The following is an 11,411-nucleotide window of genomic DNA, read 5'->3' as shown; positions in this document are numbered from 1 at the left end:
AAGGGGATAGTACGGGCTGATGGAATCGACGCATAATTACCGCTAATCTGTCAGCAGATCGGATACTCACTGATAACATAATGACAGGATGCTTCGATGGCCCACGCTCATACCCCTTCGCAGACCACGGATAACGGTAACGAAAAACGTCTGCTTCAGGCTTTCATCGTCACCGCCGGCTTTATGATTATTGAAGCCATTGGCGGCGTCGTTTCTGGTTCTCTGGCGCTGCTGGCCGATGCCGGTCATATGCTGACCGATTCAGCCGCCCTGCTGTTTGCGCTGCTGGCAGTGCGCTTCGCCAGTCGCCCTCCCAACACCCGCCATACCTTCGGCTGGTTGCGCCTGACCACTCTGGCGGCTTTCGTTAACGCTATTGCGCTGGTGGCGATCACCATCCTGATTGTCTGGGAAGCGATTCAGCGTTTCAACCATCCGCAGCCGGTAGCGGGCACCGCCATGATGGTGATCGCCGTGGCCGGCTTGCTGGCAAATATCCTGGCATTCTGGATCCTCCATCGCGGTAGCGAGGAGCGAAATCTCAACGTGCGCGCCGCCGCACTACACGTTCTGGGCGACCTGCTGGGGTCGGTCGGGGCCATCGTCGCCGCCATCGTGATTATCACCACCGGCTGGACGCCGATTGACCCGATACTGTCGGTGCTGGTGTCGTGTCTGGTGCTGCGCAGCGCCTGGCGGCTGTTGCAGGAAAGTATGAACGAACTGCTGGAAGGGGCGCCGCGCTCGCTGGATGTCGAGGGGCTGAAGCGGGATTTACGCCGCTCCGTTGCTGAAGTCCGCGACGTTCATCATGTTCACGTCTGGCTGGTTGGCGAAAAAACGGTGATGACACTGCATGTTCAGGTGGTTCCCCCGCACGATCACGACGCCTTGCTGAACCGCATTCAGGAGTTTTTACATCACAAATATGCGATTGAGCACGTGACCGTGCAGATGGAGTATCAGCCCTGCAGCGGCCCGGAATGCCGTCTTAACATGACGCACGCCGGGCATGAGCATCACCACCATCACTAACGAGAAAACGCGTGAGAACCTCGCTCACGCGCGCTGTTCATCCACATCCGGCTACCGTTGAGGGCAATGAAGGTCAGCAGCAGGTATTCCAGCGACATCGCGTAGACGCCCTGAAGCGCAAAGATCACCACGCTGATGATGTTGATGATCACCCACAGTAGCCAGTTCTCGACATATTTGCGGGTCATTAAAATCATTGCCGCAATCGACAGTACCATCATGCAGGAGTCCCAGAACGGGAAGGCGTCCGGCTGTAGATCCGGCATCGTAACCTGCAGCCCCAGCCCCTGCATCAGCGTGACCGCAATCCGCGTCAGGAACGCGAAGACCGGGTTAATGAATACCGTCATCAAGCCAATGGCCACAACGCAGGCCGTCAGCCAGCCCAGCGCCTTCGGCAAAGGCAGCCAGCGAATCTGCAGCTCGGCTTCATGATTGCTGGTCTGACGGGACCAGGCGTACCAGCCGTACACGTTGGCCGCGAAGAAAAACACCTGCAGCAGCAGGCTGGCATACAGCTGAATCTGGAAGAAAATAATGGCAAACAGGGTGACGTTGATCAGCCCGAAAGCATAGTTGCTGATCTTTTCCAGGCTCGCCAGCCAGATACACAGCAGCCCGGCAACCGTACCGACCGCTTCAATCCATGATAAGTCGTATCCCCCGGCACCGATGGGTATGTGCACCAGGATGTTCTGTGTACTAAAAAAGTCCATATTTTCCCCGAACCGTATTGATGATGTGTTAAACCCCTATCCCCGTAGTGTAGCGGCAAAATCCAACATTCTGTTAAGCGGAATTAATGCACCGGCGCGCAGCGTTTCATCCACATGGATTTCATGCTCCTTGCCCCCACGCTCCAGCCCTTCAGCAATGGCTTTCAGGCCGTTCATTGCCATCCACGGACAGTGGGCGCAGCTGCGACAGGTTGCCCCCTCACCTGCCGTCGGCGCTTCCAGCAGTTCTTTATCCGGGACGGCCTGCTGCATTTTGTAGAAGATCCCGCGGTCGGTAGCCACAATGAGCTGGCGCTGCGGCAGGGTTTTCGCGGCGTTAATCAGCTGGCTGGTCGAACCTACCGCGTCCGCCATATCCACGATCGACTGCGGTGACTCCGGGTGCACCAGAATAGCGGCATCGGGATACAACGCTTTCATCCGCGTCAGCGCCTGGGTTTTAAACTCATCATGCACAATACAGGCGCCCTGCCAGCACAGTACGTCGGCACCGGTCTGTTTTTGCACGTAATTACCCAGATGACGGTCCGGCGCCCAAATAATTTTTTCGCCCAAACTATCAAGATGCTCAATCAGTTCCACCGCAATGCTTGAGGTCACCACCCAATCGGCGCGTGCTTTGACCGCCGCGGAGGTATTGGCGTAGACCACGACGGTGCGGTCCGGGTGCGCATCGCAAAACGCGGAAAACTCCTCAATCGGACAGCCGAGATCCAGTGAACACTCGGCATGTAAGGTTGGCATCAGGATCGTTTTTTCCGGGCTGAGGATTTTTGCCGTCTCTCCCATAAAGCGAACTCCGGCGACCAACAGCGTTGATGCCTGGTGACGGGCGCCGAACCGGGCCATCTCCAGCGAGTCAGAGATGCACCCGCCGGTCTCCTCTGCCAGTTGCTGAATTTCCGGGTCGGTATAATAGTGGGCAACCATGACCGCATCACGTTCACGCAGCAGACGTTTAATCTTTTCACGATAAAAGTGTTTTTCGTCGCGGCTGAGTGGCAACGGTTTGGGCGGAAAAGGATAAATCGCCGTTTCAGGGTCAAACATTACGCTCATCTTGCAATCTCGTTTTACTGGCTTAACGAAAAAACCGTTAATATGCCAGAAGACGGCATAGCGACGGTTGTGGTGTTTTATATGCTAAACAAGATAACGGATTGTACAGAAAATGTCGTGTGGAATTTGCTGTCAGCCAGAGGCTACGGCAGGAGGATAAGCATGTGACGGGAGAAAGCGGCGCATAGCAAAAAGGCGCCTTTAGGGCGCCTTTTTACATTGGTGGGTCGTGCAGGATGACTCGCTATCGCTCGCCCTTCGGGCCGTCGCCGTAAACGGCTCCGTTGTCTCGCTGCGCTTGACCCGAACCTGCGGCAGGTTCGAATCTTCAAATTCTGCATATAGCAAAAAGGCGCCTTTAGGGCGCCTTTTTACATTGGTGGGTCGTGCAGGATTCGAACCTGCGACCAATTGATTAAAAGTCAACTGCTCTACCAACTGAGCTAACGACCCCTTTCGGGATTTGATGCTTTAATTATTCAGGATGGTGGGTCGTGCAGGATGACTCGGCTTTGCCTCGCCCTACGGGCCGTTGCTGTGCAACGTTATCCTTCACGTTTAACATCAACATTCGATGTTAAATTGGTGGGTCGTGCAGGATTCGAACCTGCGACCAATTGATTAAAAGTCAACTGCTCTACCAACTGAGCTAACGACCCGCTCGGGTACAACCTGAATTATTCTTCACTCGTCACCAATCAAAAATTGGTGGGTCGTGCAGGATTCGAACCTGCGACCAATTGATTAAAAGTCAACTGCTCTACCAACTGAGCTAACGACCCGAGTGGTGGGTGATGACGGGATCGAACCGCCGACCCCCTCCTTGTAAGGGAGGTGCTCTCCCAGCTGAGCTAATCACCCGATACTACGCTGGATACTGCTAATTAGTGGTGGGTCGTGCAGGATTCGAACCTGCGACCAATTGATTAAAAGTCAACTGCTCTACCAACTGAGCTAACGACCCACTTTTTTTGCCGCTTCAGGCTTGTTCGATATCCCTTGGCAACGGCGGCATATATTACTGATTTAAGAATTCAGCGCAACAAGTATTTCGATAAAAAACATCTGACTGCTTAGGATTCACGCGACAAGACCAGAAATAATGCGATTTCTGGTCATGCCATAATCATCCCAGCGCGTTAAGACGTTTCTGAGCTTGTTTTGCACCATCGGTGCCGGGAAATTTACTCACGACCTGCTGGTAGACGGCTTTTGCCTTCGCCGTATCCCCTTTGTCCTGCATGATCACGCCAACCTTAAACATCGCATCTGGCGCTTTAGGGGATTTCGGGTAATTTTTCACCACGGAAGCAAAATAGTACGCGGCATCGTCCTTTTTCCCCTTATTGTAATTCAACTGACCGAGCCAGTAGTTGGCGTTCGGCTGATATGTTGAATCCGGGTACTGTTTAACGAAAGTCTGAAATGCCGCCATCGCGTCATCCTGGCGCGAAGGATCCTTCACCAGCGCAATCGCCGCGTTGTAATCAGTATTGGCATCACCGCTCGACGCCGGAGCGCCTGAGGAGGCTGCTGGCGCCGCTGTAGCTGCTGCTGCGCCCTGATCACCCGCAGACGATGAGGTCTGGGCACCTGCTGCTGCACCGCCGCTACCAAGCGCGTCGATTTGTAGCAGGATTTGTTTCTGGCGTTCAACAACCTGATTCAACTGATACTGGCTTTCCTGAATCTGACCGCGCAGGGAATCAATATCATTTTGGTTATCGGAGAGCTGTTGTTGAAGTTGTGTTAAAAGCTGGCTGTGAGCGTTAGAAATACGCTCGAGCTGAGTGACGCGGTCTTCGACCGAGCCAGAGCCGACACTACTGATTGGCGCCTGAGCAAAAGCGGCCCAGGGGGCCGCTATGCCAACCAGTAACGACAGACTCAACAGATGATGTCTGAAGTTACTGCTCATGCAATTCTCTTAGTAAACCAGTACGGCGCGACGGTTTTTAGCGTAAGCCGCTTCGTCGTGACCCAGTACTGCAGGTTTTTCTTTACCGTAAGAAACGATGGAGATCTGGTCGGCGGAAACACCTTTGCCCTGCAGATACATCTTAACGGCGTTAGCACGACGCTCACCCAGAGCGATGTTGTATTCCGGAGTACCGCGCTCATCCGCGTGACCTTCAACAGTCACTTTATAGGATGGGTTGCTACGCAGGAAGTTAGCGTGCGCATCCAGCATTGCAGCGAAGTCAGAACGGATATCGTACTTGTCCAGATCGAAGTAAACGATGTTGTTCTGCTGCAGCTGCTGCATTTGCAGACGAGCTTGCTCTTCGGAAGACATGTTGCCACCGTTAGCGTTAGCATCCATACCAGTGCCGGCACCCAACATGCCTTCACCGCTCTGGTCGTTGCTGGCATTCTTGTTAGAAGAACACGCCGCGATTGCCATAACCGGCAGAGCGATCATCAGCCCTTTCAGCACTTTGTTCAGTTGCATTTCTTTGATTCCTTTAATAATCAATTATTTATTATCACAGATACGGAGACCAGGCAGGGAATTTGACCTGTCCATCAGTCGCCGGAAGACGCGCTTTGAAACGCCCATCTGTAGAAACCAGATTCAGCACGGATCCCATCCCCTGAGAAGAGCTGTAGATTACCATAGTGCCGTTAGGTGCCAGACTTGGCGTTTCATCCAGGAACGTTGACGACAAAACTTGTACGCCACCCGCTACCAGATCTTGTTTGGCAATGTGCTGCTGACCGCTGGCCGAGCTCACCATTACCATAAATTTACCATCGCTGCTGACATCCGCATCCTGGTTCTGAGAACCTTCCCAGGAGATACGCTGCGGAGTACCGCCGCCGATGCTGACTTTGTACACCTGCGGACGACCGGCCTGGTCAGACGTAAAGGCCAGGTTTTGGCTGTCCGGGAACCAGGTTGGTTCGGTGTTGTTGCTGCGACCGGTGGTGATCTGACGAATCTGACCAGAGCCCAGTTCCATCACATACAGCTGCAGGCTACCGGTTTTTGACAGCGCAAATGCCAGTTTAGAACCGTCCGGCGAGAAGGCCGGTGCCCCGTTATGCTGCGGGAAAGAGGCAATCTGACGCACCGCGCCGTTAGCCAGCGTCTGCACAACCAGCGCTGAACGACCGCTTTCGAAGGTCACGTAAGCCAGTTTAGAACCGTCCGGAGACCATGCCGGAGACATCAGCGGCTGCGGTGAACGGTGAACGGTGAACTGGTTGTAGCCATCGTAGTCAGAGACGCGCAGTTCGTACGGGAACTGGCCGCCGTTGGTCTGCACCACGTAGGCAATACGAGTACGGAACGCACCCTTAATAGAAGTCAGCTTCTCAAATACCGCGTCGCTGGCGGTGTGAGCCGCATAGCGCAGGTACTGTTTAGTGACCTTATAAGAGTTTTGCGCCAGAATCGTCCCCGGAGCACCGCCGGTATCGACCAGCTGGTACGCTACGTTGTACGAGCCATCCGGGTTACCAGTGACCTGACCAACCACGACTGCATCGATACCCAGCGCAGACCATGCCGCCGGCTGCACTTCTTGTGCAGTACCCGGTTGCTGAGGCAGACGCGAGCGATCCAGTGGGTTGAACTTACCGCTGTTACGCAGGTCAGCCGCCACGACACCGCCAATATCTTCAGGCGCAGCACCCGGCCCAGCCCACTGGAACGGCACAACGCCGATCGGGCGTGCCGAGTCCACCCCTTGGGTGATCTCGATACGTACTTCTGCGTGCAGCACTGCCGCCCACAGCATTAAAAAACCAAATGCTACTCGTAATGCCTGCTTCATCATATCTCCCTTATCCGGGCGGAAAGCCCACGATAATTTAGCAGAATGTTAACAAACTCAAATATACAAAACTACCAAAACCCAGTGACTACCATAGATTGTTTTGCCCCGCTTGCACGGGGAAAATCATTACAGTTTAAAGTCTAGTTTGGCATCTTTAATTTTCTCATAAACAGCCTGGCTAGGCGGTTTAGGAATTCGCGCCGTCTTCGCAGCTGTCACCGCAGCCTGGCAAAGCGCCGGATCCCCACCTTCCTGTTGAACATCAAGCAGTTGACCATCTGATCCCAGCTTAATATGCAACACGCAAGACTTACCAGCATACAGGTCCGCACCATACAATTTGCTTTGAATGGCATTTCGAATTTGCGATGCATAGGCGCTAATATCAGCCCCGGAAGCCCCACCATTACTGCCTGATGTTCCTGCCGCATTGGCAGGTTGTCCCTGACCTTTTGCACTGCCGCCTTTCGGCGCATTCTTACCTGAACTCAGGTCACCCAGTAGGTCGTCGACGCCATCAGCATCTTTCGCGGCAGCCGCTTTTTTCGCTGCTGCTGCTTTCGCTGCGGCGGCCTTAGCTGCTTTATCTGCGGCCGCTTTTTCCGCTGCTGCAGCTTTAGCTGCTGCGGCTTTTTCTGCTTTTTCCGCTGCGGCTTTCTCGGCGGCGGCGGCTTTATCTGCGGCCGCTTTCTCAGAGGCTGCCTTCTGGGCGGCGGCTTTTTCAGCCGCGGCTTTCTCGGCTGCTGCCTGCTTAGCAGCTTCCTGCTTAGCTTGCTTCTCAGCCTGCTGCTGCGCTTTTTTCGCGGCGTCCGCGGCGGCTTTCGCTGCTACGGCTTCCGCTTTCTTCTGAGCATCTGCAGCGGCTTTCGCCGCTTCGGCTTCAGCCTGTTTCTTCGCATCAGCGGCGGCTTTGGCTGCCGCAGCTTCCGCTACTTTCGCCTGAGCATCCGCTTTCGCCTTCGCATCAGCGGCAGCTTTTGCTGCAGCTTCCTGCGCTTCTTTGGCCTGAGAATCTGCTTTGGCTTTCGCGGCAGCAGCCGCTTTCTCCGCGGCTTCTTCAGCCTGCTTCTGCTGTTCTTTCGCTTCTTTAGCGGCTTCCTGCGCCTGCAGACGATCCTGCTCAAGCTGCTTCAGACGCTCTTGCTCTGCGGCCTGCTTTTCACGCAGTTCTTCCGCCTGCTGCTGAGCCTGCTTTTCGCGCTGCTCAGCGGCACGACGCGAACTGGCCTGCTGCTGCTGCTGACGGTTGTAGTTATTCACGACCGCCCCAGGATCAACCATCACCGCATCAATGGAAGAACCCCCGCCGCCACCGGCAGAGGTATCCAGATGCTCATCGAACGAACTCCAGATCAGCAGCGCGATCAGAATGATGTGCAGCGCGACTGAAACTATGATCGCTCGTTTAAGCTTGTCGTTTTGTTCGGTTGCCTTTGACACTATCGGTTCCCAAAAACTGTTCGCCTGTACCCGCTATGCTCGCCGGCAGCGAGCCAGTTACTCTCGCCGCCAACGGCCTCACGGGCGCACATATCTGAAGCGATTAAATAGGCTTGGTCATTAAGCCAACCGATTTAACCCCTGCGCTATGCAACAGGTTAAGCGCTTTAATAATTTCATCGTAAGGGACGTCTTTCGCACCGCCGATCAGGAACACCGTTTTCTCGTTCGCGTCGAGTCGGCGTTTCGCTTCAGCAATAACCTGCTCTGGCGGCAGCTGCGACAGCGTTTCCGGGCCCACTTTTACGCTGTACTGCCCGATGCCGGAAACCTCAACGATCACCGGCGGCTCATCATTGCTTTTAACCGCTTGTGATTCCGTCGCATCCGGCAGGTCGACCTCTACGCTCTGCGTAATGATCGGTGCGGTCGCCATAAAAATCAGCAACAGCACCAACAGGACATCCAGCAGCGGAACGATGTTGATCTCGGACTTCAGTTCGCGACGTCCGCGTCCACGTGCTCTGGCCATGGCTTACCCCTTATTGCTTTCGCTGCTGGTAAACGCCTGACGGTGCAGAATCGCGGTGAACTCTTCCATAAAGTTGTCGTAGTTCAGTTCAAGTTTGTTCACGCGCTGGTTCAAACGGTTATAGGCCATGACCGCCGGGATTGCCGCAAACAGGCCGATTGCCGTCGCGATAAGCGCTTCCGCGATACCTGGTGCAACCATCTGCAGTGTCGCCTGTTTTACCGCACCGAGTGCAATAAAGGCGTGCATGATCCCCCAGACGGTACCGAACAGACCGATATACGGGCTGATGGAGCCGACGGTTCCGAGGAACGGAATATGCGTTTCCAGGGTTTCCAGCTCGCGGTTCATAGAGATACGCATCGCACGCGACGCGCCCTCAACCACGGCTTCAGGCGCATGGCTGTTTGCGCGATGCAAACGGGCGAACTCCTTGAAACCGCTGTAAAAAATCTGTTCAGACCCCACCAGGTTATCGCGACGCCCCTGGCTTTCCTGATACAGGCGAGACAGCTCGATGCCCGACCAGAATTTGTCTTCAAAAGCTTCCGCTTCGCGGCTTGCCGTATTGAGGATACGCGTTCTCTGAATAATGATAGCCCAGGAAGCGATAGAAAAACCAATCAAAATCAACATGATAAGTTTAACCAGAAGGCTCGCCTTCAGGAACAAATCAAGGATATTCATGTCAGTCACTGCTTAAACTCCGCGACAATAGACTTGGGAAGCGCACGAGGCTTCATTAAGAGTGGATCAACGCACACAATGAGAACTTCAGCTTCATTCAAAACTGTATTCTCTGCGTTGACGATTCGCTGCGTGAAAACCAAAGAGGTGCCTCGCATTGAGGTGATTTCTGTCTGGATTTCGAGCATATCGTCGAGTCTGGCGGGCGCAAAATATTCCAGCGTCATTTTGCGAACCACGAAGGCAACTCGTTCAGCCAGCAGAACCTGCTGACTGAAGTGATGGTGGCGCAGCATCTCTGTGCGTGCTCTTTCATAAAAAGCGACGTAGCTGGCGTGGTAAACCACACCACCGGCATCGGTGTCTTCATAGTAGACACGTACCGGCCATCGAAACAGCGTTGTATTCACTTTACATCCCGGTAATGCAAAAAAAGAGTAGTGCTTTCAAACTTCGCTACTATACGCGCGGGGAACGTGGTTGGGAATGGGAGAAAGTAAACAGCGAGTAAATTTTTATGGGCTTATGCAAGCCCATGAGGATAACAGAGTTCTCTTATTCTCTTCTCTTTCAAAAGAAGAAGAAAAACAGCCCTGTAATGAGGACAATATCAGCGATAAGTGGACAAAAAATCCCTTTCCAGTGGACGGCTCGCGGGCTGAAACCCACACCGTGGATAACCCCGGCGCACACGGCCCACATCAGCAGGAACCCGTGCCAGATCTCCAGTGAACTGGTTTTCGCCGCGAAGCGCGACGGATCCCACATGATGCACCCTGCCAGCAGCAGAGCCATCAATAAGGAAAGCGCCCTTAACGGGCGCTTGTCCATTACCGCATACATCATTGCGATAATTTTACTCATCAATGTTCTTCTTTACCTGCTTTGGTCGCTTCAACGTGCTCAAGCGCTAACGCAGTAATCACGCCAAAAGCACAGGCAAGAAGCGTTCCCAAAATCCATGCGAAATACCACATTTATAGCTCCTTACCTTAGTACAGCGAGTGGGTGTTCTTTTCGATGTCTTCGCGAGTGATGCGGCCAAACATTTTCCAGTAACACCAGGTGGTGTACGCCAGAATAATCGGCACGAAGACAATCGCCGCGTAGGTCATCACGTTCAACGTCAGCTGGCTGGAGGTTGCATCCCACATGGTCAGACTAACGTTCATCATTGTGCTGGACGGCATGATGAACGGGAACATCGCAATCCCACAGGTCAGGATGATGCACGCCAGGGTCACGGAAGAGAAGACAAACGCCAGCGCGCCTTTTTCCAGACGTGAAGTCACAATGGTCAGCAGCGGCAGTACTACGCCCAGCGCCGGGATAATCCACAGTGCCGGCATGTTCTGGAAGTTAACCAGCCATGCACCAGCCTGACGCGCAACTTCTTTGGTCAGCGGGTTAGACGGCGCAGAGTGATCGATAGCGGTGGTCACTACGTAACCATCGATACCGTAAACCACCCACACCCCTGCCAGCAGGAAGCACACCAGGGTAACCAGCGCCGCAACCTGAGAGGTGACGCGGGCACGCAGGTGCAGTTCGCCTACGGTACGCATCTGCAGATAGGTCGCGCCCTGGGTCAGGATCATCGCCACGCTAACAATACCGGCCAGCAGACCAAACGGGTTCAGCAGCTGGAAGAAGTTACCGGTGTAGTACAGGCGCATATACTCGTCCATGTGGAACGGTACGCCCTGCAGCAGGTTACCGAATGCGACACCAATCACCAGCGGCGGTACAAAGCTACCGATGAAAATGCCCCAGTCCCACATGTTACGCCAGCGGGTGTCTTCAATCTTCGAACGATAGTCAAAACCTACCGGACGGAAGAACAAGGAAGCCAGCACCAGGATCATCGCCACATAGAAGCCGGAGAACGCCGCAGCGTACACCGTCGGCCAGGCGGCAAACAGCGCGCCGCCCGCGGTGATCAGCCACACCTGGTTTCCGTCCCAGTGCGGGGCGATGGAGTTAATCATGATTCGACGTTCGGTGTCATTGCGACCGAGGAAGCGGGTGAGCATGCCCACCCCCATGTCGAAACCATCGGTGACGGCAAAACCAATCAACAGTACGCCGATCAGCAGCCACCAGATTAAACGTAATACTTCATAATCGATCATTTCACGA

At 54.2% G+C, this 11,411-nt stretch carries 13 protein-coding genes, 5 tRNA genes and 1 other RNA gene; 1 reads left to right on the top strand and 18 read right to left on the bottom strand.

Features of this window, described 5'->3' with window-relative positions; translation table 11 throughout:
* Window positions 1-96: 96 nt before the first annotated feature.
* Window positions 97-1,035 carry a CDF family zinc transporter ZitB gene (zitB, locus tag EDF82_RS13370; protein WP_123756010.1) on the top strand — a complete coding sequence of 313 codons (939 nt, stop codon included), beginning with the start codon at window positions 97-99 and terminating at the stop codon, window positions 1,033-1,035.
* On the opposite strand, the gene pnuC is transcribed toward zitB, so the two are convergent.
* The 18 genes from pnuC to cydB form a co-directional block, all read right to left on the bottom strand.
* The gene (gene pnuC / locus EDF82_RS13365; RefSeq protein WP_123756009.1) at window positions 1,032-1,751 is read right to left on the bottom strand and encodes a nicotinamide riboside transporter PnuC; all 720 of its coding nucleotides are present in this window, start codon (window positions 1,749-1,751) and stop codon (window positions 1,032-1,034) included. The genes zitB and pnuC overlap by 4 nt on opposite strands.
* A 36-nt stretch (window positions 1,752-1,787) precedes the next feature.
* A complete protein-coding gene (nadA, locus tag EDF82_RS13360; protein WP_123756008.1) occupies window positions 1,788-2,831 on the bottom strand; it encodes a quinolinate synthase NadA in 1,044 nt (347 codons plus the stop codon).
* Window positions 2,832-3,051: 220 nt separating this feature from the next.
* Window positions 3,052-3,186: non-coding RNA, RtT sRNA (locus tag EDF82_RS13355), on the bottom strand.
* A gap of 22 nt (window positions 3,187-3,208) precedes the next feature.
* A tRNA-Lys gene (locus EDF82_RS13350) sits at window positions 3,209-3,284 on the bottom strand.
* A gap of 130 nt (window positions 3,285-3,414) precedes the next feature.
* Window positions 3,415-3,490, bottom strand: a tRNA-Lys gene (locus EDF82_RS13345).
* A gap of 47 nt (window positions 3,491-3,537) precedes the next feature.
* Window positions 3,538-3,613: transfer RNA gene (locus EDF82_RS13340), tRNA-Lys, on the bottom strand.
* A gap of 3 nt (window positions 3,614-3,616) precedes the next feature.
* A tRNA-Val gene (locus EDF82_RS13335) sits at window positions 3,617-3,692 on the bottom strand.
* 27 nt (window positions 3,693-3,719) lie between these two features.
* Window positions 3,720-3,795 (bottom strand) — tRNA-Lys (locus EDF82_RS13330).
* 162 nt (window positions 3,796-3,957) lie between these two features.
* On the bottom strand, window positions 3,958-4,749 hold the full coding sequence (cpoB, locus tag EDF82_RS13325) for a cell division protein CpoB (protein WP_123756007.1): 792 nt from the start codon (window positions 4,747-4,749) through the stop codon (window positions 3,958-3,960).
* A 9-nt stretch (window positions 4,750-4,758) separates the two neighbouring features.
* Window positions 4,759-5,283 (bottom strand): peptidoglycan-associated lipoprotein Pal, encoded by a 525-nt coding sequence (pal, locus tag EDF82_RS13320; RefSeq protein WP_004859700.1) that lies wholly within the window; start codon window positions 5,281-5,283, stop codon window positions 4,759-4,761.
* Between the two features lie 34 nt (window positions 5,284-5,317).
* Window positions 5,318-6,610, bottom strand: coding sequence for a Tol-Pal system beta propeller repeat protein TolB (tolB, locus tag EDF82_RS13315; RefSeq protein WP_123756006.1), 1,293 nt, complete (start codon window positions 6,608-6,610; stop codon window positions 5,318-5,320).
* A gap of 129 nt (window positions 6,611-6,739) precedes the next feature.
* Window positions 6,740-8,053, bottom strand: a complete 1,314-nt coding sequence (gene tolA, locus EDF82_RS13310) for a cell envelope integrity protein TolA (RefSeq protein ID WP_123756005.1) — start codon at window positions 8,051-8,053, stop codon at window positions 6,740-6,742.
* Window positions 8,054-8,156: 103 nt separating this feature from the next.
* Window positions 8,157-8,585 (bottom strand): colicin uptake protein TolR, encoded by a 429-nt coding sequence (tolR, locus tag EDF82_RS13305; protein WP_123756004.1) that lies wholly within the window; start codon window positions 8,583-8,585, stop codon window positions 8,157-8,159.
* A gap of 3 nt (window positions 8,586-8,588) precedes the next feature.
* On the bottom strand, window positions 8,589-9,281 hold the full coding sequence (gene tolQ / locus EDF82_RS13300; RefSeq protein WP_123756003.1) for a Tol-Pal system protein TolQ: 693 nt from the start codon (window positions 9,279-9,281) through the stop codon (window positions 8,589-8,591).
* Window positions 9,278-9,682, bottom strand: coding sequence for a tol-pal system-associated acyl-CoA thioesterase (ybgC, locus tag EDF82_RS13295; protein WP_004859689.1), 405 nt, complete (start codon window positions 9,680-9,682; stop codon window positions 9,278-9,280). The genes tolQ and ybgC overlap by 4 nt, the downstream gene beginning before the upstream one ends.
* A gap of 160 nt (window positions 9,683-9,842) precedes the next feature.
* On the bottom strand, window positions 9,843-10,136 hold the full coding sequence (gene ybgE / locus EDF82_RS13290) for a cyd operon protein YbgE (RefSeq protein ID WP_123756002.1): 294 nt from the start codon (window positions 10,134-10,136) through the stop codon (window positions 9,843-9,845).
* Window positions 10,136-10,249: a cytochrome bd-I oxidase subunit CydX gene (cydX, locus tag EDF82_RS13285; RefSeq protein WP_004100325.1), complete on the bottom strand. Its 114-nt coding sequence runs from the start codon at window positions 10,247-10,249 to the stop codon at window positions 10,136-10,138. The genes ybgE and cydX overlap by 1 nt, the downstream gene beginning before the upstream one ends.
* A 15-nt stretch (window positions 10,250-10,264) precedes the next feature.
* Window positions 10,265-11,404: a cytochrome d ubiquinol oxidase subunit II gene (gene cydB / locus EDF82_RS13280; RefSeq protein ID WP_123756001.1), complete on the bottom strand. Its 1,140-nt coding sequence runs from the start codon at window positions 11,402-11,404 to the stop codon at window positions 10,265-10,267.
* Window positions 11,405-11,411 lie beyond the last annotated feature (7 nt).

The organism is Klebsiella sp. BIGb0399 (genome assembly GCF_003752615.1).
Classification (GTDB): Bacteria; Pseudomonadota; Gammaproteobacteria; order Enterobacterales; family Enterobacteriaceae; genus Klebsiella; species Klebsiella lignicola.
Note: the sequence above shows the minus strand (reverse complement) of the source record. Positions and strands in the feature narration are given on the sequence as shown.

Coding starts and splice junctions, on each gene's coding strand:
- zitB (WP_123756010.1), top strand. CDS start 97: ATGGCCCACGCTCATACCCCTTCGCAGACCACGGATAACGGTAACGAA.
- cydB (WP_123756001.1), bottom strand. CDS start 11,404: ATGATCGATTATGAAGTATTACGTTTAATCTGGTGGCTGCTGATCGGC.
- tolB (WP_123756006.1), bottom strand. CDS start 6,610: ATGAAGCAGGCATTACGAGTAGCATTTGGTTTTTTAATGCTGTGGGCG.
- pnuC (WP_123756009.1), bottom strand. CDS start 1,751: ATGGACTTTTTTAGTACACAGAACATCCTGGTGCACATACCCATCGGT.
- pal (WP_004859700.1), bottom strand. CDS start 5,283: ATGCAACTGAACAAAGTGCTGAAAGGGCTGATGATCGCTCTGCCGGTT.
- cpoB (WP_123756007.1), bottom strand. CDS start 4,749: ATGAGCAGTAACTTCAGACATCATCTGTTGAGTCTGTCGTTACTGGTT.
- nadA (WP_123756008.1), bottom strand. CDS start 2,831: ATGAGCGTAATGTTTGACCCTGAAACGGCGATTTATCCTTTTCCGCCC.
- tolR (WP_123756004.1), bottom strand. CDS start 8,585: ATGGCCAGAGCACGTGGACGCGGACGTCGCGAACTGAAGTCCGAGATC.
- cydX (WP_004100325.1), bottom strand. CDS start 10,249: ATGTGGTATTTCGCATGGATTTTGGGAACGCTTCTTGCCTGTGCTTTT.
- ybgE (WP_123756002.1), bottom strand. CDS start 10,136: ATGAGTAAAATTATCGCAATGATGTATGCGGTAATGGACAAGCGCCCG.